Source organism: Enterococcus mundtii (assembly GCF_013394305.1).
Classification (GTDB): Bacteria; Bacillota; Bacilli; order Lactobacillales; family Enterococcaceae; genus Enterococcus_B; species Enterococcus_B pernyi.
Genome location: NZ_AP019810.1, coordinates 2308638 through 2333261 on the forward strand (window position 1 = coordinate 2308638; position 24624 = coordinate 2333261).

General features: G+C 38.7%; 21 protein-coding genes and 1 riboswitch. Of the genes, 14 read left to right on the forward strand and 7 right to left on the reverse strand.

Annotation, left to right across the window (positions count from 1 at the left end; all coding sequences use genetic code 11):
• Nucleotides 1–274 precede the first annotated feature (274 nt).
• Entirely contained in the window at nt 275–2284 is a 2010-nt protein-coding gene (metG, locus tag HZ311_RS11000; RefSeq protein ID WP_010736142.1) for a methionine--tRNA ligase, read from the forward strand.
• Between the two features lie 107 nt (nt 2285–2391).
• On the opposite strand, the gene HZ311_RS11005 is transcribed toward metG, so the two are convergent.
• Nucleotides 2392–3687 (reverse strand): ISL3-like element ISEfa11 family transposase, encoded by a 1296-nt coding sequence (locus HZ311_RS11005; RefSeq protein WP_010734358.1) that lies wholly within the window; start codon nt 3685–3687, stop codon nt 2392–2394.
• 459 nt (nt 3688–4146) lie between these two features.
• Here HZ311_RS11005 and HZ311_RS11010 point away from each other — a divergent pair, with 459 nt between their 5' ends.
• On the forward strand, nt 4147–4908 hold the full coding sequence (locus HZ311_RS11010) for a Fic family protein (RefSeq protein ID WP_023519220.1): 762 nt from the start codon (nt 4147–4149) through the stop codon (nt 4906–4908).
• A 41-nt stretch (nt 4909–4949) separates the two neighbouring features.
• Here HZ311_RS11010 and HZ311_RS11015 read toward each other — a convergent pair whose 3' ends face one another.
• Nucleotides 4950–5543, reverse strand: a complete 594-nt coding sequence (locus HZ311_RS11015) for a hypothetical protein (protein WP_023519221.1) — start codon at nt 5541–5543, stop codon at nt 4950–4952.
• 168 nt (nt 5544–5711) lie between these two features.
• Between HZ311_RS11015 and HZ311_RS11020 the strand changes: the two genes are divergently transcribed.
• From HZ311_RS11020 to HZ311_RS11040, 5 genes are all read left to right on the forward strand, one after another.
• A complete protein-coding gene (locus HZ311_RS11020; RefSeq protein WP_010736139.1) occupies nt 5712–7034 on the forward strand; it encodes an APC family permease in 1323 nt (440 codons plus the stop codon).
• A 136-nt stretch (nt 7035–7170) separates the two neighbouring features.
• Nucleotides 7171–7947 (forward strand): TatD family hydrolase, encoded by a 777-nt coding sequence (locus HZ311_RS11025; protein WP_023519222.1) that lies wholly within the window; start codon nt 7171–7173, stop codon nt 7945–7947.
• Nucleotides 7940–8509, forward strand: coding sequence for a ribonuclease M5 (rnmV, locus tag HZ311_RS11030; protein ID WP_010736137.1), 570 nt, complete (start codon nt 7940–7942; stop codon nt 8507–8509). Before HZ311_RS11025 ends, rnmV begins: the two co-directional genes overlap by 8 nt.
• Nucleotides 8502–9386, forward strand: coding sequence for a 16S rRNA (adenine(1518)-N(6)/adenine(1519)-N(6))-dimethyltransferase RsmA (gene rsmA, locus HZ311_RS11035; protein ID WP_023519223.1), 885 nt, complete (start codon nt 8502–8504; stop codon nt 9384–9386). Before rnmV ends, rsmA begins: the two co-directional genes overlap by 8 nt.
• Nucleotides 9387–9637: 251 nt before the next feature.
• Nucleotides 9638–10264, forward strand: a complete 627-nt coding sequence (locus HZ311_RS11040; RefSeq protein ID WP_019722490.1) for a hypothetical protein — start codon at nt 9638–9640, stop codon at nt 10262–10264.
• A 93-nt stretch (nt 10265–10357) separates the two neighbouring features.
• Here the strand turns inward: HZ311_RS11040 and HZ311_RS11045 are convergent, their stop codons facing one another.
• A complete protein-coding gene (locus HZ311_RS11045; protein ID WP_010736134.1) occupies nt 10358–11467 on the reverse strand; it encodes an ABC transporter ATP-binding protein in 1110 nt (369 codons plus the stop codon).
• 413 nt (nt 11468–11880) lie between these two features.
• Here HZ311_RS11045 and HZ311_RS11050 point away from each other — a divergent pair, with 413 nt between their 5' ends.
• The 4 genes from HZ311_RS11050 to HZ311_RS11065 all read left to right on the forward strand — a co-directional run bounded on the left by HZ311_RS11050 (nt 11881) and on the right by HZ311_RS11065 (nt 13758).
• Complete coding sequence (locus HZ311_RS11050; protein ID WP_010736133.1) at nt 11881–12114, forward strand: AbrB/MazE/SpoVT family DNA-binding domain-containing protein; 234 nt, start codon at nt 11881–11883, stop codon at nt 12112–12114.
• Nucleotides 12115–12441: a type II toxin-antitoxin system PemK/MazF family toxin gene (locus HZ311_RS11055; protein ID WP_023519224.1), complete on the forward strand. Its 327-nt coding sequence runs from the start codon at nt 12115–12117 to the stop codon at nt 12439–12441. It begins immediately after the preceding gene.
• A gap of 63 nt (nt 12442–12504) precedes the next feature.
• Nucleotides 12505–12936: a methylglyoxal synthase gene (gene mgsA, locus HZ311_RS11060; protein ID WP_023519225.1), complete on the forward strand. Its 432-nt coding sequence runs from the start codon at nt 12505–12507 to the stop codon at nt 12934–12936.
• A 154-nt stretch (nt 12937–13090) separates the two neighbouring features.
• Nucleotides 13091–13188, forward strand: a riboswitch (THF riboswitch).
• A gap of 36 nt (nt 13189–13224) precedes the next feature.
• The gene (locus tag HZ311_RS11065) at nt 13225–13758 is read left to right on the forward strand and encodes a folate family ECF transporter S component (protein ID WP_010736130.1); all 534 of its coding nucleotides are present in this window, start codon (nt 13225–13227) and stop codon (nt 13756–13758) included.
• Between the two features lie 77 nt (nt 13759–13835).
• On the opposite strand, the gene HZ311_RS11070 is transcribed toward HZ311_RS11065, so the two are convergent.
• From HZ311_RS11070 to HZ311_RS11085, 4 genes are all read right to left on the reverse strand, one after another.
• Nucleotides 13836–15611 carry an ABC transporter ATP-binding protein gene (locus HZ311_RS11070; protein ID WP_178946664.1) on the reverse strand — a complete coding sequence of 592 codons (1776 nt, stop codon included), beginning with the start codon at nt 15609–15611 and terminating at the stop codon, nt 13836–13838.
• 1 nt (nt 15612) lies between these two features.
• On the reverse strand, nt 15613–17328 hold the full coding sequence (locus tag HZ311_RS11075) for an ABC transporter ATP-binding protein (protein WP_023519227.1): 1716 nt from the start codon (nt 17326–17328) through the stop codon (nt 15613–15615).
• Nucleotides 17329–17734: 406 nt separating this feature from the next.
• Nucleotides 17735–18376 carry a lytic polysaccharide monooxygenase auxiliary activity family 9 protein gene (locus HZ311_RS11080; protein ID WP_023519228.1) on the reverse strand — a complete coding sequence of 214 codons (642 nt, stop codon included), beginning with the start codon at nt 18374–18376 and terminating at the stop codon, nt 17735–17737.
• 612 nt (nt 18377–18988) lie between these two features.
• Nucleotides 18989–19930, reverse strand: coding sequence for a helix-turn-helix domain-containing protein (locus tag HZ311_RS11085; RefSeq protein WP_062805586.1), 942 nt, complete (start codon nt 19928–19930; stop codon nt 18989–18991).
• Between the two features lie 212 nt (nt 19931–20142).
• Between HZ311_RS11085 and HZ311_RS11090 the strand changes: the two genes are divergently transcribed.
• From HZ311_RS11090 to galU, 3 genes are all read left to right on the forward strand, one after another.
• On the forward strand, nt 20143–21879 hold the full coding sequence (locus HZ311_RS11090) for a fibronectin type III domain-containing protein (RefSeq protein WP_153830493.1): 1737 nt from the start codon (nt 20143–20145) through the stop codon (nt 21877–21879).
• 766 nt (nt 21880–22645) lie between these two features.
• Complete coding sequence (locus tag HZ311_RS11095; protein ID WP_010736124.1) at nt 22646–23659, forward strand: NAD(P)H-dependent glycerol-3-phosphate dehydrogenase; 1014 nt, start codon at nt 22646–22648, stop codon at nt 23657–23659.
• Between the two features lie 30 nt (nt 23660–23689).
• Entirely contained in the window at nt 23690–24571 is an 882-nt protein-coding gene (gene galU, locus HZ311_RS11100; protein WP_010736123.1) for a UTP--glucose-1-phosphate uridylyltransferase GalU, read from the forward strand.
• The last annotated feature ends 53 nt before the right edge of the window (nt 24572–24624 follow it).

The window sequence follows — 24624 nt, forward strand, 5'->3', positions numbered from 1 at the left end:
TCTCAAAACCTTTTCTTATATGATATTGCTTATTATAGCATGTTTGTAAAGTAAAAATGAGAGAGTAGACGATCCTGAAGAAAAAGGAGCGAGAGTGTGGGTAGAGAAGGAAGTGGTTCATCACGATAACGTAGGTTCTTTATAAATGTTTTCTTGAAGGGAAAGGACATCTTTACATTTCGGGAGTTATCAAAAAAAGCTAACAGCGTATTCATTTTATGGTATACTAGCAAGGAAACGAATTCGCACCATGCGATAAAGGAGGAAGTACCCCATGGCAGAAAAGGAAACTTTTTATATCACTACGCCCATCTATTATCCAAGTGGCAAACTGCACATTGGCAATTCTTATACAACGATTGCATGTGATGCTGTTGCACGTTATAAACGTTTGATGGGCTTTGATGTGTTTTATCTAACTGGGGTAGATGAACACGGACAGAAAATCGAGAAAAAAGCAGAAGAATTAGGCGTAGAGCCACAGGAATATGTAGACAAAATGGCTGCAGATGTCAAAAAACTATGGAAAACATTAGATATCAGCTACGATAAATTCATTCGCACAACTGATGATTATCATAAAGCAGCAGTTCAAAAAATCTTTGATCGTTTGCTTGAACAAGGCGATATTTACTTAGGTGAATATGAAGGTTGGTATTCTGTCTCTGATGAGGAATTCTTTACAGAAACTCAACTTGCAGAAGTATACAAAGATGAAGACGGCAAAGTGATCGGCGGGAAAGCGCCAAGTGGTCATGAAGTTGAGCTAGTCAAGGAAGAGTCTTATTTCTTCCGTATGAGTAAGTATGCAGATCGCTTGTTAGAGTACTACGAAGAACACCCAGAGTTTATCCAACCTGAATCACGTAAAAATGAGATGATCAATAACTTCATCAAACCAGGTTTAGAAGATCTAGCAGTTTCACGGACGACATTCAGCTGGGGAATCAATGTTAAAAATGATCCGAAACATGTAGTGTATGTCTGGATCGATGCGTTGTCGAACTACATCACCGCACTGGGCTACGGTTCAGAAGACGATCAATTATTCCAGAAATATTGGCCCGCAGATGTCCATATGGTTGGAAAAGAAATCGTTCGGTTCCATACGATCTATTGGCCGATCATGTTGATGGCATTAGATATCCCATTGCCAAAGAAAGTCTTTGGACATGGCTGGTTGTTGATGAAAGACGGCAAGATGTCTAAATCGAAAGGCAATGTCGTTTATCCAGAAATGCTCGTAGAACGCTATGGCTTAGATGCTTTGCGTTATTACTTATTGCGTGCAGTACCATTTGGTTCAGATGGCGTATTTACACCAGAAGACTTTGTGTCACGTGTGAACTACGATTTGGCGAATGACTTAGGGAATCTTTTGAATCGAACGATTGCAATGATCAATAAATATTGTGATGGCATGGTTCCTGACTATGCGTCATTAGTGACACCGTTTGACAGTGAGTTATCAACAACTGCTGCGAATGTGGTTGGTCGTTATCATGACGCAATGGAAAAAATGGAATTCAACACTGCTTTAGCCGAAATCTGGGTATTGATTTCTCGTGCCAACAAATATATCGATGAAACAGAACCTTGGGTCTTAGCAAAAGACGAAGAGAAGAAAAAAGAGTTAGAGAGCGTGATGATCCACTTAGCTGAATCGTTACGTATCACTGCGATCCTCTTACAACCGATCATGACAGAAACACCAACTAAAATCTTCAATCAATTAGGGTTGGATGCCGAGACGATGAACCTTGAAGGATTACACTTCGGTGAATTCCCATCTGGGACAAAAGTCGTTGCAAAAGGTACACCGATTTTCCCACGCTTAGAGCTGGAAGAAGAAATTGCGTATATCCAAGCAAAAATGTCAGAAGGTACTCAAACAAATGAGGACTCTGTCAAATGGGACCCAGAAGAAACAGAGCTTGTTTCGACTAAAGAAAAACAAATCAAATTCGATGTATTTGAAAAAGTCGAATTAAAAGTAGCAGAAGTCATCAATTGCCAAAAAGTCGAAGGGGCAGATAAATTATTGCAATTCCGTCTAGATGCAGGAGATGACCAAGACCGTCAAATCTTATCCGGTATTGCCGAATTTTATCCTGATCCAAGTGAATTGATCGGCAAAAAATTAGTGATCGTTGCTAACTTGAAACCACGCAAAATGCGCGGGCTGATCAGTCAAGGAATGATTCTTTCAGCAGAAGCAGCTGATGGTTCATTACAAGTGATCGAAGCACCAAAAGGTATGCCAAACGGTTCTGAAGTTGGCTAATCAATGACTGTTAAGAACTATTCTAGGCTCTTTGTCAATAAGGACTGATGAGTTGTGCAAAATCAAATCTGGGTCAGAATGAACCTCATTCTGGCTCAGATTTTTTGTTATCTTACTTTGATTAATTGATTGATCAAAAAGATTCTAATTCTCATGTTCTCGAATGATTTAAATCCGTAGGATACTCGTTTCATTGTCTTTATGTGGGTATTCTTCGCTTCTATTTTTCCATTGGAATAAGGATAGATCATTGCGTTGGTGATGCCTTCTTCATAGGTCAGAAGGTTTTGAAGCTTTTCCCGAAAGCTGTCATCCAACGTTTCGGGAAGTTCTGCTAATAAGGAGAAAAATAAGTCAGGGTCTTTGTCTCGAAAGGCTTCAACTAATTCATGAAAAAAGGGATACGCCTCCTTTAGGGGCGTAGAAAACTCAAGCAATCGATCAATCATCATTGCTTCAGTAAGAAATGGGTATTTTGGTGCTCGGAAACTTTTCCATGTTTTGTATTCATAATGGTTGATGTTTGCACGATTTTTTAGCAAAAAGCGCCAGTTCTTTTTCAGTTTTTCTGCCTGGCTTTTCTGTCCTGCTTTACGAAGTTCATTCATTTCACGGATACGCAACTCATTGAACGCTTGATTCATGTGTTTGACAATATGAAACCGATCAATCACTATTTTCGCATTTGGCAGAACACGTTTGGTGAGCTGGAAGTAGGCGGCGTTCATGTCTGTCACCAAGAATTCTACTTCTTCTGGATTGGTACACTTTAAGAAATAGCTTGTTAATCGAGGTAATTTACGCGTAGGCAAAACATCTATTAATTTTCCTGTTTCGCCATCTGCGCAAATAAAGCTCATTTTATCTTCTATGGAAGCATGCGAACGAAATTCATCAACCATCAATACTCTTGGGAGAATCTTCTTAGATTGCTTTGGTAAATAGCTTTTAAACTCTTTCAATGTACGAATAACAGTGGTCAAAGATACCTGACAGCTTTTCGCAATAAAAGATAAAGATACTTTTTCAGTCAGTAAAGAAGCAATTTTATATCTAACATGATTTGCGATTGAATGTCTGGATTGGACAAAATAACTTTGAGCAGTCCAATGGGTTCGGCAGTTTTTACAGGTATAGCGCTGCTTTTTTAGGCGCATAACCAAAGGCATATGATTGTATTGTTCAAAACGGACAATCGTTTCTTTTTTTCCATTTTTCACTATAATTGCTTTCCCGTTTCCATCTACCACAGTAGAACCACAACTTCTACAAGCACGAGGAGTAGGCGAGAGAACAGCATCGACGACCAACGTCTTTTTCTTCTGAAGGGTCTCGTAAGAGACCTCTGTAATCATCAAATCTTTCTCTATTATTCTCAGCATTTTTTTGATAGAATCATTCATATAGCATATCGTCCTCTCAGTTGTTTATTTTGTGGTGATTTAATCATACTAGAGAACGATATGTTTTTTAATACCTAAAATGAAAATGGGACTGAAGAATCAATTCTGATTCATCAGTCCCATAAATTATAGAGCCCTATTCTAAGCAAATAAGCTTAGAATAGTTCTTTTTTGATAACCTTACTTTTCATGGCTCTATAAAAATAAAACTAACGAGGTTGTGCGAACACCGTTTATTTGTTTTTAGGGGGTACGAAAGGACGAATCTCCTCGGCTTTTTTATAACTTTGATTGAGTGACAAATTTTTTGGAACTGCAGTATTAAACCATTCATTCATGTTACAATAAGAAAGAAAAGTGAGTAAGTAAACGATCCAAGCCGAATGAGCAGGTCATTGGCTTAGTTAGCGCTTGATAAGAAATAGGATAACTATGCTATCTATTGGAAGGAGACGAAAGATGAATGTGGCTGAGTTAGATTTAGTTACCCGATTTGTACTGGAAAAAAAAGCAAATCTGCATGGCGGAATTTACCATTTGACTCAAGTAGAAATGGCGTATAACTCCAATCGAATCGAAGGGTCGAGAATTTCTGAGAAGCAAACCGCCTTAATATTTGAAAATAATATTCTCCCTCCTGCTGAAAGTGGCGAGGCAACGAAACTAGATGATATCAAAGAAACAGAAAATCATTTCAAAGGTTTCGATTACGTGATCGATCATATCGAAGAACCGTTATCGAATGATTTTATCAAAGAACTACATCGAATTTTGAAACGAGGAACAACTGATGAAAACAATCCGCTAACACCTGTCGGAGAATTTAAACTTGTTCAAAATATGATTGGTTTTGGTTATGATGAGGTTGAAACCATAGCATCCGAGGAAGTAACTGAAAAAATGACGGAATTACTTGCTCACTATGAGAACTCAAAAAAACAAAGCTTAGTTGAAATTGCAGATTTTCATGTGAAATATGAACGCATCCACCCATTTGCAGATGGCAACGGACGTATGGGACGTTTGATGATGTTCAAAGAATGCTTGAGGCACAATATCATGCCTTTCGTGATCAAAGTTGTCCATCGTGAGTTCTACTACAGAGGTTTAAGTAATTGGGGAACCGAGAATGGTTATTTACTTGATACTTTAGGTATGAGTCAAGATATGTATGAACAGTTTTTAAAAAAAATGAAATTCACAGGATCGGTTCATCAATAAAATAGCTTTATAGATATATTGAAAAAGTCGAGCGATGATAATCATCGTCCGACTTTTTTTAGTTTTAGCCGTTGTTTGACTTTCGTTGGCAATAATGCTGCGACGATTGAAAATGGAATACATAGAATATACCAAGCAATCAGGCGGCTATTGCCGTAACGTACATAAATCTTGGTCAATAGCGAGTGAAGGATCACCAGCCCTAGGAGCAAGCTGATCGCAAAGAACCATCTTGTATCCCAATCAGTCAAGTGGCGCAAGGCGTTCATGGTTAAAGGATAGCCGTAGAAAAAAATCCCGACCATCGTGACGCGCCAATTTTTGACGATCGTTTGAACATTCAATAGTAAAAAGATGACCGATAGTAAAAAAGCAATGGGCGGAAACAAGCCGACGAGAAAGGAATAGACGATTCCCCACAACAACATCCCAGGCCCTTTGATCAAGGCGGCAATGAGAAGAAAACTAGCCATCAATAGCAATTGCTGTGTCAATGTCGCAATTGTTAGCCAGCCAAATAAAATCAACAATAACCAATGTAGCTTGGATTGTTTTTGTTCTTTTTGTGGAAAGAAAGTAGTACCTTTATCTTTTAGATAAGATGCTAGTTTTGGATCGATCGATTGAAAATCCATAGGGTACCTCCTGACATTTCAAGTAGCTTCATTCTATAAGAAGTAAGACAAGAATACATCCGTCTTTAGAGGGATATTTTCACTACAAATTTCTGAAAAGAATGGTAAAATGAAAAGTTCTCGGTTATACTGAAAAAAATAAAAAAGAAATACGAAATGAGGAAGAGGATGAAGGGGAAATTAAAACGCGAGATCAATTTGTTTGGTGCATTATCCACAGTAATGGGAACTGTGATCGGCGCCGGCGTCTTTTTTAAAACAGCAGCGGTAGTGGCAAGTACACAATCAACAAGTTTGACGTTACTCGCGTGGTTGTTAGGGGGATTCTTAACGATCTGTGCGGGGCTAACAGTCGCTGAATTAGCCACTGCCATTCCTGAAACAGGTGGAGCTGTCAAGTATATTGAAGCAGCTTACGGTAAGTTACCAAGTTTTTTGTTAGGCTGGGCACAAAGTTTGATTTACTTTCCAGCCAACATTGCGGCATTATCGATCATCTTTGCAACACAGCTGATCAATCTCTTACAGCTATCTCCTGATTATTTATTGGTGATTGCTATTATTACAGCACTTTCTATCACTGGATTGAATCTGTTAGGGACCAAAGTTGGTGCGTACGTTCAATCGATTACATTGGTAGTCAAGTTGATCCCAATTGCAGTGATCATTATTTGGGGGCTTCTGACACCCGGACAGGGTACTGTTCAATTATTTCCAGTAGAAGCCGGACAAGGTGTTTCATGGGCAGAAGGACTTAGTGGTGCTTTGTTGGCGACACTATTCGCTTACGATGGCTGGTTAGGTGTCGGAGCCATGGCTGGAGAAATGAAACGTCCAGAAAAGGATCTACCAAAAGCGATTATTTTAGGATTGAGTTTTGTGACATTCGTTTATCTATTGATCAACTTCGTCTTTTTAAAAACATTACCGATTGATCAAATTGCTGGAAACTTGAATGCTTCATCTGATGCGTCAGCGGTCATCTTCGGTGAACTAGGAGGAAAAATCGTTACGATCGGTATTTTGATCTCTGTCTACGGCGCACTGAATGGTTATACGTTGACTGGGATTCGTGTTCCATATGCAATGGCATTAGAAAATGAGTTGCCGTTCAGTAACCAGTTGACAAAGCTCTCAAAAAAATTCACCGTTCCTTATGTCCCTGCGTTGTTCCAACTAGCGATTGCATGTATCATGATGAGCTTGGGTTCATTTGATTTTCTGACAGATATGTTGATTTTTGTCATGTGGCTATTTAGCTTATTGATTTTTATTGGCGTATTTATTTTAAGAAAGAAAGCCCCAGAGATGCCTCGTCCATACAAAGTACCCCTTTATCCAGTGATACCGATCATTGCGATTTTAGGAGCCATCTTTATTTTAGGGATGACACTGATCACACAAACGAATTTGGCATTGATCGGAATCTTAGTCACATTGTTAGGTGTACCTGTGTTTTACTACAAAAAAAGACAAACTGAAAGTAACTAACTGATAATGAAAAGACAAGAAGTGAATCAAGTCATTTCTTGTCTTTCTTTGTACGATATCTCATGTTTTTTAGTCTTTGAGACTTCTTTAACGCCTGCTTATATGCTAAAGTAATGAATGAAAAGGAGAGATAAAGATGATATTTGATTCTCATACTCATTTGAACGCGGAACAATTCAATGATGATATTCCTGAAACGATCCAGCGTGCAGAAGAACTAGGTGTGACTAAAATGGCCGTTGTAGGCTTTGATACACCAACGATCGAAAAGTCCTTGATGCTTAGTCAAGATTACCCAAACATTTATAGCATCATCGGCTGGCATCCTACAGAAGCTGGTAGCTATACGAAAGAAATCGAAAACAAACTACAAGAACAACTGACTTTACCAAAAGTGGTTGCTTTAGGTGAAATCGGACTGGATTATTATTGGATGGAAGATCCCAAAGAAGTCCAAGATAAAATCTTTAGAAGACAGATCGCCATCGCAAAAGAAATGCGTCTACCGATCAGTATCCATACGAGAGATGCCTTGGAAGACACTTATAAGGTGTTAAAAGAAGAAGACATTCGTGATATTGGCGGAATCATGCATAGCTTTAGTGGTGATTATGAATGGGCACAACGTTTCCTTGATTTAGGGATGCACATTTCTTTTAGTGGTGTCGTGACATTCAAAAAGGCGTTAGATGTGCAAGAAGCAGCGACAAACGTCCCAATGGATCGTCTATTAGTGGAAACGGATGCTCCTTATTTAGCGCCAGTGCCCTATCGAGGAAAAAGAAATGAACCAGGGTATACTCGTTACACAGTCGAAAAGATCGCTGAACTTCGTCAACTACCAATGGAAGAAGTTGCGGCACAAACATGGAAAAACGCCCATCATTTATTTGGATTATCAGAGCATGACTAAGTTAAAGATCCAAGAAATCATTGTTGTCGAAGGGAAAGACGATACGAGAAGGCTACAAGAAGTGGTTGAAGCCGATACGATAGAAACGATTGGTTCAGCGATCAATGAAGAAATCTTGATGCAGATCGAACATGCACAGGAAACTAGGGGAATCATTATTTTTACGGACCCAGATTTCTCAGGTGAGAAGATCCGTAAAACGATCATGGAAGTGGTACCACAAGCAAAACATGCATTTTTGCCAAGGAACCAAGCCGTACCGAAAAAAAAGGGAAGCTTAGGGGTCGAACATGCGAGTGATGAAGCGATATTAGAAGCGTTGAAAAAGGTCGTTACGCCAGTCGATGATGAGACCCAAGTACCGGAGATCACTAGACAAATGCTGGTTGCATATGGATTGATTGCCGGAGCACATGCAAAAGAAAAACGTGAGATGCTAGGTGATGAATTACGCATCGGCTATACGAACGGAAAACAATTGGAAAAACGATTGAACATGTTCCGAATTACGTTAACTGAGTTTAAGCAGGCAATGAAAAAAGTGGAGGATCATTATGAGTGAATATCGGGATATTGCAACACCCACTAGAACAAAAGAAATTTTATTGAAGCACGGCTTCTCTTTTAAGAAGAGCTTAGGACAAAACTTTTTGACAGAGCCGAATATCCTTCGAAAAATCATTGAAACTGGTCAAATCGATCAGCAGACTAATGTGATCGAAGTAGGGCCAGGAATTGGTGCATTAACAGAGCAAATCGCGCGTCATGCCAAACAAGTAGTCGCATTTGAAATCGACGATCGATTGATTCCTGTCTTGGCAGATACCCTTTCACCTTATCCGAATGTCACAGTCATCCACCAAGATATTTTGAAAACTGATTTAGCAGAGGCAGTCAATACTCAATTCAATGAGCGGTTACCATTGAAAGTGGTGGCTAATTTGCCTTATTATATTACGACACCGATCATGATGCACTTTCTTGAATCAGAAGTAGTGGTTGACGAAATGATCGTGATGATGCAAAAAGAAGTCGCTGATCGCATCTCAGCAAAACCGGGAACAAAAGCATATGGTTCTTTATCGATCGCTGTGCAATACTATATGGAAGCAAGTTTGGCGTTTATTGTGCCAAAAACAGTATTTGTGCCACAACCAAACGTGGATTCAGCAATCTTGAAATTGACAAGACGCGCAATACCAGCAGTTTCCGTAACGGATGAAAAAGCCTTTTTCCGTCTGACAAAGGCTGCGTTTCAACAGCGTAGAAAAACTTTATGGAATAATTTGCAACATGCCTATGGGAAAGACGAAGAAACTAAAAGTTGGTTAACCGCAAGTCTAACAGAGGCAGGAATCGATCCGAAAAGACGAGGAGAAACACTTTCTTTAGAAGAATTTGCTGCTTTGAGCAATGCTATGGAACATCTAAAAAAATAAAATGAGGAATAGAAGGCTGAAAAAGTCTTTTCGCTCTAAGTCTGAAGGCATCACTTGAGAAAACCATTTTGGGTATTCTTCAAGTGATGCCTGACTATTTTAGGAAACAAGATCCCAAATCAAATTCTTGGATTTTAAAGAGGGTGGTATTTCAGGCGCCTTGTTCCTCTTGATGTGTCTTGACACATTAGAAAGTTAGCGGTACAATAGGTCAAAACAAATGTGTCAAGACACATCAAGGGAGTAAAAAAATGAAAACAAATTCTGTAAGAAAATTGACAATTTCCGCTTTATTGATCGGGATGGGCGTTCTTATTCCGATGATCATGCCTAAGATCGTAATTCCGCCTGCTTCATTTACACTAGCTTCACATGTGCCATTATTTATCGCAATGTTTTTTTCACCCGGTGTAGCTGTGGCAGTGGCGCTAGGTACAACATTTGGTTTCTTCTTGACGACACCTGTGATTATTGCGCTTCGTGCATTGTCTCATTTGGTATTCGCTCTAATCGGTGCATGGTATTTACAAAAAAAACCAGGGATCGTCTTAAAAGACGGGCAATTCACATTAATGAACTGGCGTTTTCAAGGGTTTAACTTATTGATCGGCGTGATCCACTCGATCATCGAAATGCTAGTGGTGAGTGTGTTCTTCTTCATTGGGAATATGCCGGAAACATACTATGCAGAAGGCTACTTCTATACCGTATTCATCTTGATGGGGATCGGTGGCTTGATCCATAGTTTGGTGGATTACAATATCGCTTACTTCATTGCCGGAACATTGAGTAAATTCTTTGATGTCCCAGTTTTCACTGCTGCCAAGAAACAGCAAAAGAAAGAGATCGTGCAAGGAACGATCAAAAAAGTCGTTTAGCAATGCCACAGATAAAGACTGAAAAATAACCAAAAAAAGACCCAAGATCGAACGATCGTTGGGTCTTTTACGTATCATCAAGTTCTGTTTCGTTTATGGGATCGTGATGACATCTTCTGTATCTTTATCAAAGAAATGGCCTTTATTGATATTGAAGGCAAGGTCGATCATTTCTCCTGGTTTATGGAAGTCACGCGCGTCAACTTTTGAAATGAACTCAGTTGTTCCAGTGCGAGTATAAAGCATGGTTTCTGCGCCTAGTAATTCTGAAACAACGACTTCTGAATTGACAACAGTTTCTGGTGAGGCATCCAAGACAACTTGTTCACTGTGGATATCTTCAGGACGAATACCAAAGACAAGTTCTTTGCCTTCATAACCTTTTTCAACTAGTACTTTATTTTTACCTTCAGGGATTCTCAATTTTAGTCCATGACCATCTGAGATAACGCCTTGGCTTAATTTTACGTTGAAAAAGTTCATGGCAGGCGAACCAATGAAACCAGCAACGAACATGTTGACTGGTGTGTCATAAACTTCTTTCGGTGAACCGATTTGTTGGATAAATCCATCTTTCATGATGACGATACGGTCTGCCATCGTCATCGCTTCTGTTTGGTCATGGGTAACGTAAATGGTTGTTGTTTCTAAGCGTTGATGCAACTTCGCGATCTCGGCACGCATGGCTACACGTAGTTTGGCATCCAAGTTTGACAATGGCTCATCCATCAAGAAGACTTTCGCATCACGTACGATGGCACGACCTAAAGCCACACGCTGACGTTGCCCCCCAGAAAGAGCAGCAGGTTTACGTTTTAAGTATTCAGTCAAACCAAGGATCTCTGCAGCATTTTCTACACGTTGTTGGATGTCTGCTTTATCGTATTTACGCAATTTCAAACCAAACGCCATGTTGTCAAATACCGTCATGTGAGGGTATAAGGCATAGTTTTGGAATACCATCGCGATATCACGGTCTTTAGGAGCAACATCGTTCATTACTTTGCCTCCGATATTCAATTCTCCTTCGGAAATATCTTCAAGACCAGCGATCATTCGTAGAGTTGTTGATTTCCCACAACCGGAAGGACCAACGAATACGATAAATTCGCGATCTTTGATTGCCAAGTTAAAGTCAGTAACAGAATAGTTTTCTGCATTATCATATTTCTTGTATACATTTTTCAGAGCCATTTCTACCATCGTACAAACCACGCTTTCTTTTTTTCTTTTATTTGATGTGTTTAGTATAGTTGAAAGCGCTATCTATATTCAATGTCACAATGAACAAGAATTCGTAGGAACTTTCGTCAATGTGTACAAAATAATTGGAAAGTGCGTGAGATTACTAAATCTGCCACCTATAAAATAGAATAAATGATGTTCATGAAACAGATCCTTCAACAATGAGAGCAAACTCCAGCAATATGGCAATTTATTTTTTTGTTTTTACTGCTCGAGTTATCAAAGATTTACCGTGTATTCACTATCTTAGAGCGTATAATACTTTGTAGATATTAAGAGATATAAAAAAGGAGGCAACCAAGAAAACAAAATTTGATTTTCATGTTAAATTAAGTTAAACTCGATTTAACATAAGCTGGGAGATGATAATAATGGAAACGACTGTTAGAAAGATTGGAAATTCTGTAGGAGCAATTTTTCCCAAAGATATTTCTCCAGAAGTTGGAAAAATATATACGATTATTAAAATAGGTGAAACATATGTATTAAAGCCCAAAAAAGAAGATATTTTTAAGACTCCAGAGGCATGGGCAGGCTTTAGAGATTCAATCACCCAAGAAGATAAAGAGTGGGATGAGATGAACCTTGAGGGGGAGGAACTATAAATGGATTATCCAAAGCAAAAAGATATTGTATGGCTGGATTTTGATCCAGCTAGAGGAAAGGAAATAAAGAAGCGAAGACCAGGTTTGGTAGTAAGTAAGAATAAATTCAACCAATACACTGGTTTTTGTTTGATTTGCCCAATCACATCAACTGAAAGAAAATTTGATACATATATTAAGATCAAAGAACCACAAATCATTTCTGGACAAGTTGTTACACATCAATTGCGTTCAATTGACTACACCTCTAGAAACATAATAAAAATTGAACAATGTGATATTCTCACATGGGTGGATGTACTAGAAGTCCTTGATATGTTTTTATAGAAATTTGAAAAATATCAAACCACAAAGAAATTTGGTACACTGGTAAAAAAGGAGTGAGGACGGATGAAGATAGCATTGATTGCACATGATCGCAAAAAAGAATTGATGATAAAATTTACCACTGCTTACAAAACGATACTGGAACAACATGAACTATTCGCGACAGGGACGACCGGACAAAAGATTGCAGAAGCCACAGGATTATTGGTCCATCGGTTCAATTCAGGACCTTTAGGCGGTGACCAACAAATTGGCGCGATGATCTCAGAAGATGAATTGGATCTAGTGATTTTCCTGCGTGATCCTTTAGCAGCTCAACCTCATGAACCTGATGTCACTGCGTTGATCCGCTTGGCTGATGTATATGATATTCCTTTAGCAACGAATATCGGTACCGCAGAAGTTTTATTACGAGGGCTTGAAGCCGGATTTTTGGAGTTCCGACAAGTGATCCATGAAGAAGGAAGTAAGATCCCTTTTCCTAATAAGATTTAAAATTCGGATTTTATGAGGATAGAGACAGTTGATCAAGGCGAATGTCTGCCATGTTACGAACTTAGGAATCGTTTTCGTTTAGAACATTAGGTTTTTTTATTTACAGTTCTTCCTTTTCTATGCTATAGTTTGTCTGGGATAAGTTCCCACTATTAACAGAGTAGAAAATAAAGCGTTAAGTGCTTAGAGGATGGGATGTTGCCTCTAGGACGAAGGACGTAAGTTCGCGGTTTTATTTTCGCATTCGCTGCATGAAACATGTAGCAGCTCTTAAAGGAGATGCTAGAAATGAAGAAAAATCGTTTAGATGCTCGTATGATTACGATCATGGGACTGCTGATCGCATTGATGGTCACGTTGTCTCGCTTAGTTTCATTTGAAACACCATTACTCAAAATCAGTGTAACGTTCATTCCCCAAGTAATCATGGGTATTTTATTTGGCCCATTTTGGACAGGGGTCGGTTCTGTGTTAGCTGATGTGGTGGGTATGGCATTATTTCCTAAATCTGTCTTTTTCATTGGCTTCACGTTGAATGCTTTTATTGAAGGAGCGATTTATGGGTTCTTTTTCTATCGCAAAGAGATCACTTGGAAAAATGCAATCTTAGCCACGCTCAGTGTGACAGTGTTCGTTAGCTTGATCCTGACACCATTATGGTTGGTCATCATGTATCAAGTACCGATGAACTGGGTATTCTGGGGACCACGTTTATTAAAAGCCATTATCTGGTTGCCGATCCAATCGACGATGATCTACGTGATTGGGCGCGCCATGCCATATAAAAGAATTTTGCGGAGTTTAACGACGCATACAAAATAAAAAACAAGCAGTCTTCCCATCCCAGAAGACTGCTTGTTTTTTGCATAGATCAGAAAAATCATCTGATTCGATGTTCACTATTTTTCAACCGATCCAGTAAATTGCGCTTGATAAAGTTGACGATAGCTACCATCTTCGATTTTCAATAATTCATCATGTGTTCCTATCTCAACGATTGCCCCTTGGTCCATCACGAGGATCTGATCGGCATTTTTGATCGTGGACAAGCGATGGGCAATCACAAAACTAGTTTTTCCTTCCATCATTTTTAGGAAGGCATTTTGGATTTTCTTCTCTGTCAATGTATCCACTGAACTTGTTGCTTCATCAAGTATCAACATGGGTGGATTACTGATCATCGTACGAGCGATCGTCAGTAATTGACGCTGCCCATCGGAGATTTTTAATCCCTGTCCACCAATGCGTGTATCTAGTTTTTGTGGCAAGCGTTGGACAAATTCATACATATAGGCTGATTTTAGGGCCTCATTGATTTCTTCATCACTGGCATCTGGCTTCCCGTAACGTAAGTTTTCTCGTAGCGTACTGTCGAATAACCAAGTATCTTGTAAAACCATCCCAAAGCTTTTACGTAAGGAATCACGGGCGATTTGGGTAATATCATAATCGTCGATCATGATCGTCCCAGAATTGACATCGTAAAACCGCATCAATAAATTCACTAATGTGGATTTACCAGCTCCTGTTTTACCAACGATTGCCACTGTTTGACCTGGTTTGGCAACAAAGCTGAAATTCTCGATCAACCGTTGTTGTGGCTCATAAGAGAAAGAAACATGTTTAAAAGCGACCTCGCCTTTGATCGTTTGAGGATCAAGTTGATACGCAAAAGGTTCATCTGGCGTTTCTTCCGGTTGGTCGATCAATTCAAATGCTCGTTCTAAACCAGAAAATGCTGTTTGGATCTGTGTCGTGATCCCTGATAATTCAATAAAAGGTTTTGAAAACTGACTTGAATAGATCGTAAAGCTTGAAATGATCCCGACAGTAATCGTTGAATCACTTCGTAAGGCAAGTAAACCACCAATCAAACCAATGGAGAGATAGGCTAAGTGATCGACAAAACGAGAAGATGGGTTCGTTAATGAAGAAGAGAATTGCGCGCGCTGCCCTTTCTCATATAAGTCAGCATTCAATGCGCTGAATTGCTGTTGATTGACTTCTTCTTGTTGGAACGCTTTGATGATTTTTTGATTACCGATACGTTCCGTAACGAATCCTGAAATGTTCCCAATGATTTTTTGTTGGTTATCAAAATCATTTTGAGAAGCCCGTGCGACTAACCAGCTGACTAAGAAAATGATTGGTGTCGAACAAATGACGACAAGTGTCAATAACGGACTCAAGTTGAGCATGAAGATCAGTGAGAGGATAATGATCGCTACCCCAGAAAATAATTGATTGAACGCCGCTGATATCGCGATGGAGATATTGTCCATGTCATTTGTGAAACGGCTGACGATATTCCCATGTGAATTTTGATCATAGTATCTTAAAGGTAAAAGATTCAAACGAGCAAAGGCATCTTTTCGTAGATTCGCAACGGAGAGGTAAGCCAATCGGTTACTTAATACTTGGATCAGCCATTGACTGATGACATTAAGTAAAACGATCCCGCCAAACATCACCAGAAGTTGGACTAATCGAGTAAAGTTGACTTGTCCCACACCAACCATTTGATCGATACTTAGACCGATTTGTAAGGTCATTACGACGGTAGCAACACCATTGACGATTCCCAACAAGACAGCTAACCAAATTTCACGTGGATGGGCCGTCAGATAAGGAACAAAACGTTTGAGCGTTTGCCAAGATAGTTTTTTTGTTTTCATTTTATTCCTCCTCCTGTGATGCCACGATTTCACGATACTCAGAAGATTGACTAAGCAATGTATCGTGCGTACCCTGGGCCACGATTTTTCCTTGATCCATGACGAGGATATGCTCTGCTTGTTGAATCGAACGGATGCGTTGAGAAATAATGATGACCGTTGTGTTGAGGGAAGTTTGTAGTGCTTGGCGTAAGTTTAGATCCGTTTGATAATCAAGGGCACTCAAGGAGTCATCTAAGATCAATAAGGCGGGTTTGGCGATCAATGCACGAGCAATCGTCAACCGTTGTTTTTGTCCTCCGGAAAAGTTTTTCCCATTCTCCATGACTCTTGTGTCTAAACCTTTGGGTAATTGGCGAACAAAATCCTCCGCTTGGGCAATTGCCAAAGCTTCCCAACACTCTGCGTCTGTCGCGTCAGGTTTTCCCCACTGAAGATTTTCCCGAATGGTACCGGTGAATAAGACAGCCGTTTGTGGTACTTGCGAAATCTGACTTCGTAATGTATCTAAGGGCCAGTCACGAACGTCTTGTTCATCAAATAGCACAGAGCCTTCACTAACATCATAAAAACGTGGGATCAATTGTGTCAATGTCGTCTTCCCACTTCCGGTCGGACCAATGATCCCTAAGACAGTTTGGCGTTTCAAAGTGAAATTGATTCCTTGTAATGACAGACCAGATTCTGGCGTATAACGAAAATCTACGTTTTTAAATTGTAGAATTGTTTCAGAATCCATGACTGGTTCACTAGGAGTCTCAGCATCTGTAATGGTATTTTCGGTATCTAAGACTTCTTTGACCCGCTGAGCAGAAGCTTCTGCACGAGTAAAAATCACGACAAGATTGGAAACGACGATCAAGGCTAATAACATTTGGTTCATGTAATTGATCAATGCTAAAACTTGTCCTTGTTGTAAGGAACCGATATTTACCTTGACCCCGCCGACAGTCAATAGACAAATGATTCCGACATTCATGATCAATGTCGTTGCCGGAGAGAGCAAAGCGGAGATATTGGAAACACGTAAATAATTTTTTGCTAAGACATCTGTGTTTTCATCAAATGTTTCGATTTCTTTATTGGTACGTGAAAATGCTCGGATCACACGAACCCCGCTTAAGTTTTGGCTAACAGTCTCGTTTAGACCATCCAACTTTTCTTGGACTTTTTGATAGAGGGGGATCGTCTTACGGATAATAAAGTATAAAATGATTGAAAAAATTGGTAATAAAGCTAAGAAGAATAGCCCGACTTGCCAGTCGATCACAAACGCCATCACTACTGATCCAATACTTAAAAAAGGTGCTCGGATCAATAAACGGATAACCATTGCGAGTGCAAGTTGTAGCTGATTGATATCATTGGTCATCCGCGTGATCAATGTATCCGTCCCAAAATGATTTAATTCACTATGGGAGAAAGAGTTGATTTTTTTGATGAGTTGATTTCTAAGTTCTGTTCCAAACCCTTGAGAGGCAATGGATGAATAATATTGACAAATAATGGCACAGATCAATCCGATCACCGACATCGCGATCATCCAGATACCCATATTGATGATTACTTCACGATTGTTCATTTTTAGCCCATTATCGATCAGCGAAGCCATCAGTAAAGGTAAAATCAATTCAAAGACTGCTTCTAAAAATTTAAATACAGGACCTAGGATGATTTGTTTTCGATAGTCTTTCGCATAGCGCAATAACTGAATCATAAAAATTTCCTCCTAAAAACAAGTTACCCAATATTGTTCGAACGTCTATCGGCAAAAAACAACCGATTTATGATAAATAGATATCCTTAAAGCAACAAAAATATCTTGCAGCGAGAAATCTAACGATGATATAACTAGGTACTCTCATATTGTAGCTTATGAAATTTAGAATGAAAAGAGAACAAGCCTTTTCATAATCCGCACATTTTAGTAAAACTTAAGAAATCACACCATAACGCTTAACGCGTTGTCGCTCTTGCAACGCCTATAATTGAATAAACCATAGAAAAAAATAATTACAAAAAAGCACCATCTACAAAAAATTGACGAACAACTCTCGTAGATGGTGACTTATTTCCGTGGCTAAAGATTCCTGCCTCGGTCTCTTTCGGTCATTAATAATTTTTTATTTTTGTAAGTCAGCTAAAACTGTTTCACCTTTAACATCGACATCAATGACATTATAGAACCCATTTTTAGTATCAGCGACATCCCAAACAGCTAAGATCACATGATAACCTAATCGGTCATTGGGAATGTTGATCGAATGTGTCGGATTAGTAGAAGCTAGTTGTCCATCATTGCCTACTTCACCAATGAATTCCAAGTCGTCTCTTGTCAACGCATCATTTTGATCCCAACCGGCTTTCGTCATGTAGTAATGCCATTTCGTTGTTGCATGGTTGGCAGTAAATGTCCAAGTAAAATCATTTGCACCAGCTGTCAGTTGTTGTTTTGTCCACAATGAGGCTGTTTGTTGATCCAATAAGAAATCACCTACCGTACCATTTGCAGAAGCGATTTGACCATCTTCAGGTCCTGCAGCTGGGAATCCTTTTGGTGCTTCAAGGGATTGTGGCTCATTGATAACAGCTCCGTATTTTTTGAATGCAGCATTCCAGTTTGTATTTTTGTCAAGGCTTCCTTGGTAGCCACGACTTGCTGGTTCAGAAACATAACCATGAGCAGCAACATCAACAGAAGTAAGCGTGCTTGCTCCGATACCTGCCAAAATGAATCCTAAACCAATTAATGTACTCTTTTTCATAATAATTCCTCCGATATTTTTACTTTATGTAATGTACGATTGTTATCATAACTGATATATTTTTAATCTGAAAATTATGTATGTTATTGCAACAAAAAAATTTCGTTCATCGCGAGTGTTATTAGAAATTATACTATTTAGTCATTTTTTAGGTGAAACGCAAATGTTCGCTGGAGAAAGAACTGCCACTGAAGGAGTCGCGTTTGCACAGTATAGAAAGGGGAGACATGGGGATAAAACAAGTAACAAAAGAATTTATTGAGAGGAAATGTAGAGAACGAATCAGAAAATGAAGGAAGCAACGTTATGCACCTACACAGGCAGTAGGCTGGTGCGCCCTTGTAGGTGGTCCATATGACTGGCCAGGATTTGTTGACTTTAGTAATCGGTGCCCCTGAAAGGAATACACGAAGACGCATTTCTTCAATGCGTTGCATTTCTGATAGTTCTTTGATCGATAATCGTCTGACTACGAAATGTGCAATGAACTGTTTAGAAACTCTCGTATCAAGCACGCCATTCCAGTGGAACCTATCGAATCAATCGAGAATAAACAGAGAGACTTAAAAACCGTGTATCTTCTCATTGGGAGTGAGGAGATACGCGGTTATTTTAGGCAGTATTCACTTGGCGTTGTGGAGAGAGGCGATCGCACGTACTTTTGACAACGACTTTTGTGTGATGATCATTGTTCGGAAAATCACATACTTCAGCGCAAAATTTTTCTTTTAGATTGATCATGTAGTCTTTACTCGTAGAAAGATCTAACCATTCAAAAAACGCAATACCCGTTTCCACTTCTTTTAAAGCTGTTTTTTGTCCATCAGCTAGTTTATCTAAAGCAGTAAACACTTTGTAATGTGCAAGATCGAGTGTTTGTTTGTGTGTCGTCGCGATTTTTTTTAATTGGGCTAGAAATAATTTGCGTAATGTGGTTGATTCACGGTTAAAAGAAAGACGTATGCCGTTCAAAATAAAGTTAGAAAGAAGCTCCGAATAATAGGTATTATCTATGTAGGCTTTCATCTTTGTGACACTATTTTGGAACGAATAGGCAATGTATTCATCATCAAAAATAAATAAACAATTCGAAAAAATAGTCAATTCAAAGTGCCCCCATGTATCAATCTTTTCAAGATACTTCTTTATAACACTGATTTCTTCTTTCATTGATGCGGTAAAAGAGCTACTATACAGATAATTTGAAATCAATTTTCTTTGGGCGTAGATCAAACGATAATAAATGTTTCCTGTTTTTTCAAATTCGTTGAGCAATTCTTGTTCTTGAGCAGATGTAATGGTTTTTGAAGTGATTAAATAATTCGTTAATTTTTGTTTATTAGACAACGAATTACTATTCAATAAAAATTGATATTCTTCAAGTGTGATATTCATCCGATCAAGGTAGTTTACTATTAGTTCAAAGCCGATTTTTGTTCCACGTGATTCAAAAGCTGCTAAGGTTCCTCTTTGTGAGATACCTGAAGTTAGTTGTTCTTGTGTCAATCCACGATCTTTTCTTAATTTTCGAATTAGAGCAGCATGTTCTGTCATGTTCATTTCCTCCAGAAGCTGTTTTTTTGTACATGGTTATAATAGCATAATATAGTTATGTGGATGTTATGTTTTCATATGTGCGCCCTTTTGTTAAAAAAGTGCGATTTTTTTGTTTGGAAAGTTATTTTGTTGCAATACCAAACAAAAAAAATTTTGAAGGATAAAATATGTTTTAATCTCTTCTGTAATACAAATTTAGGAGGGAAAAAATGAATAAGAAAAGTTTATTATTCTCAGTTGGTCTTTTAGGTTGTTTGTTTGGAGGCGGAACAGATGTGTTTGCAGCAGATGCAGCAGATACGATGCCAGATATCTCAAATCGCCAAGTTTCAGTAGGTTATTATCATAATTGGGTGCCTGAACAAGGTGCTGGTTACCAAGGTGGCCGTCCGGCAGATACTGATTTGGCAAAAGTAAATCCTTTTTATAATGTGATTGCTGTGTCATTCATGAAAGGAGAAGGTATCCCAACATTCAAACCTTACAATATGTCAGATACTGAATTTAGACAAAAAGTAGCCACTTTGAATGCTGAAAATCGTGTGGTCATTATTTCACTTGGTGGTGCAGATTCACATATTGAATTACATAAAGGGGAAGAACAAGCCTTTGCCGATGAAATCATCCGTTTGGTTGAAGTTTATGGATTTGATGGCTTAGATATCGATTTAGAACAAACCGCAGTAGATGCAGGCGACAATAAAACAGTAATTCCAGATGCTTTGAAGATTGTCCGTGCGCATTTTGAGAAAGAACAAAAACATTTCATTATCTCCATGGCGCCAGAGTTTCCATATTTAAGAACACAAGGTAAATATGTACCATACATTACTGCTTTAGAACAAGAATATGATTTTATTGCACCACAGTTATACAACCAAGCAGGTGACGGTATAAGTGTTGGAACTGAATGGATCGCTCAAAATAATGATAGCAAAAAATTTGAATTCTTATATGGAATTTCAAAAGCTTTCAACGAAGGAAGCGGTGGGTTTATCCAAATCCCAGCGAATCGCTTAGCTTTAGGTATTCCAGCAAACGTAGATGCAGCAGCAAATGGTTTTGTAAAAGAACCATCAAAAGTTTACGATGTATTCGAACAAATGGAAAAAGATCAAACACCATTAAAAGGTTTGATGACTTGGAGTATCAACTGGGATGAAGGAAGAAACTCAGCTGGTGTCGAGTACAATGAATCATTTGCGAAGTCTTATCAGGATCTATTCCAAGAAAAAACACCTGATACAGAAAAACCATCACAACCAACAAATCTAGCAGGCACAGCAACACATTCAACTGTTGCTTTATCATGGACAAAATCAACAGATGATCGTGGCGTAGCAGGTTATTACATTTATCGTGATGGCGAACAAATTGGTAGAGCAACAAACAATGCTTATACAGACACAAAATTGACTGCCAGCACAGAATACACTTATACAGTGAAAGCATTTGATGCAGCTGGTAACGTTTCAGAAGAAAGTAAAGCATTAGTGATCTCTACATTAGAAGAGCCACCAGCAGACTTAGAAGCTCCATCAGTACCATTGAACATTACGGCTTCATCAATTAGTGACAAGAGTGTTTCTTTATCATGGACACAATCAACAGATAACGTGGGTGTAGTAGGTTACTATGTTTACCGTGATGGTGAGCAAGTAGGAGAAACAGAAACAAATACATTTAGTGACGCAGGATTAACAGCTAATACGGAGTATTCTTATACAGTAAAAGCATTTGACGAAGCGGGCAACATTTCAGAAGAAAGCAAAGCATTAGTTGTGACAACGGCGGATGCACCATCAGCAGAAGCATGGGATGCAGATACAATTTATGATTTAGGTGATATCGTGACACACAAAGGAAACACATATCGTGCAAAATGGTGGACACGAGGCAATGAGCCTGGAACTGAACAATGGGGACCTTGGGAATTGATTGGCTAATCGATCCATACCCGTTTTTATTAATGAAGCAATCGTTGATGCTGAATCAATCAACGAATAAGTGATTTGCTCAGTATTGTTAAGATTTTCGTGCATGTATAACGAGAATCTTAGCAATTGGGCAAACGCATGATAAAAATTCAATTATTTATTTATGTTTGTATAACAGAACATGAAAAAAACATATATTATAACAACTATTATAAAAATTCCAAGTCCTCTTTTTAGAGGGCTTTTTTTATTTTTTAAGAAACATAATTGTTTGGTTATGATATTGCTATGTATAAAAAAATCATCGAGAAAGAATTACGATAAATAGAAGAGATGGATAGAGACAGCTGATTTTTAGAAAAATAAATAAAAAAACGAAAATCGCTTATTAAACGACGATTTTCGTTTTTTATTCTTGAGGATTTTGTCTATTCTTGAAACTTGCACTTACATTGGTGGAGTAACTGACCACATAAGATGCACCTCCTTTAGTTCGACTGTTGATAAATAGACTATATCATTGGAATAGACCAAAAAACATCTTGTATGGTATTGCAACATTATAATTTCTATTTAAGGTAGATCAAGAAATAAAATGGCTGAATAAAATGTTTCTGGGGCATTTGACCTCTCACACCATCTAAAAAGTAGCCACTTCGAAACACTTATATCTCGACCTCTTCTTAAACAAAAGCTAAAAACAATGAAAATAAGTCCAGTATTTTGTTAATCTATACTATAATAGAAACTAACTATGAATTTTGGAGGAATTTCCATGAAACAAAAAATTGCAGTATTAGGCCCTGGCTCTTGGGGAACTGCTTTAGCTCAAACCTTAGCAGAAAATGGACATGACGTCCGTATCTGGGGGAATGTTCCAGAACAAATCACAGAAATCAATACGTATCATACGAATAAACACTATTTACCTGAGTTACATTTACCAGAATCAATCATCGGTTACACAGAATTGGCTGAAGCTGTCAAAGAGGTAGATGCAGTATTATTTGTCGTACCGACGAAAGCAATCCGTGCTGTAGCACAAGAATTGCTACAACATTTAACGACAAAACCAGTGATCATCCATGCAAGTAAAGGATTAGAACAAGACACGCATAAGCGGATCTCAGAAGTGATTGCTGAAGAAATCCCAGAAGAAAAACGTCAATCCATCGTTGTTTTGTCGGGACCTAGTCATGCAGAGGAAGTGGCAGTCCACGATATCACAACGATTACTGCTGCAAGTGTTGATCAAAAAGCAGCTACTTATGTGCAAGAATTATTTATGAATGATTATTTCCGAATCTATACAAATAATGATGTGATCGGTGTGGAAACAGGTGCAGCATTGAAGAATATCATTGCAATCGGTGCCGGCGCGATCCACGGTCTTGGTTTTGGTGACAATGCGAAAGCGGCGATCATGACAAGAGGATTAGCTGAAATCAGTCGTCTCGGTGTAGCAATGGGCGCGAACCCTTTGACCTTTATTGGATTGAGCGGTGTTGGTGATCTGATCGTCACTTGTACCAGTGTCCATTCACGAAATTGGCGCGCGGGTCATATGTTAGGTGAAGGACAGAAATTAGACCAAATCCTAGAGAATATGGGAATGATCGTGGAGGGTGTATCGACAACAAAAGCGGCGGTTGAACTTGCTGATCAACTAGGTGTAGAAATGCCCATCACTCAAACAATCTATCAGGTCCTTTATCAAGGGAAGGATATCAAACAAGCAGCAAAAGAAATCATGTTGCGTGATGGCAAGATGGAAAACGAATTTCAGTAAATCAACAGAATGGAGTATATAAATACGCATATGGAGAATAAAATCGTAAGAAAAGCAGTCATTCCTGCAGCAGGTCTAGGTACACGTTTTTTACCTGCTACAAAGGCAATGGCAAAAGAAATGTTGCCGATCGTTGATAAACCAACGATCCAATTTATCGTAGAGGAAGCTTTAGCTTCGGGGATCGAAGATATTTTGATCGTTACCGGAAAAGAAAAACGACCGATTGAAGACCATTTTGATTCGAATATCGAATTAGAATTGAATCTACAAGAAAAAAATAAAATCGACTTGCTAAAATTAGTCGAAGAAACAACGAATGTCAATCTCCACTTTATCCGTCAGTCCCATCCTTTAGGACTAGGTCATGCGGTATTACAAGCGAAAACTTTTGTTGGAGATGAACCATTCATCGTTATGCTTGGGGACGATTTGATGGAAGATGAGATTCCACTGACAAAACAATTGATCTTAGATTACGAGAAAACAAAAGGTTCGACTGTAGCAGTCATGAAAGTTCCTCATGAAGACACGTCAAAATATGGGATCATCGATCCAGAAACAAAAGAATCTGAAGGCTTGTATGAAGTGAAACGATTCGTCGAAAAACCAACACCTGAACAAGCTCCGAGTGATTTAGCGATTATTGGACGCTACTTATTGACACCAGAAATTTTTGAATTATTAGAAACACAAAAACCTGGAGCTGGAAATGAGGTTCAATTGACGGATGCAATTGATGAATTAAATAAAAAGCAACCCGTATATGCGAGAGTATTCAAAGGCTCTAGATATGATGTCGGTGATAAATTTGGTTATCTAAAAACAAGTATCGAATACGGTTTAGGTCATCCTGAAATCAGCGAGCAGCTGAAACAATACCTCATTGATCTAAGTCATTCTCTGGACTAAAAACTTAACAATTAGAGAAATAAAATCTTGAGAAAAGAATAGTAAATGAGGTG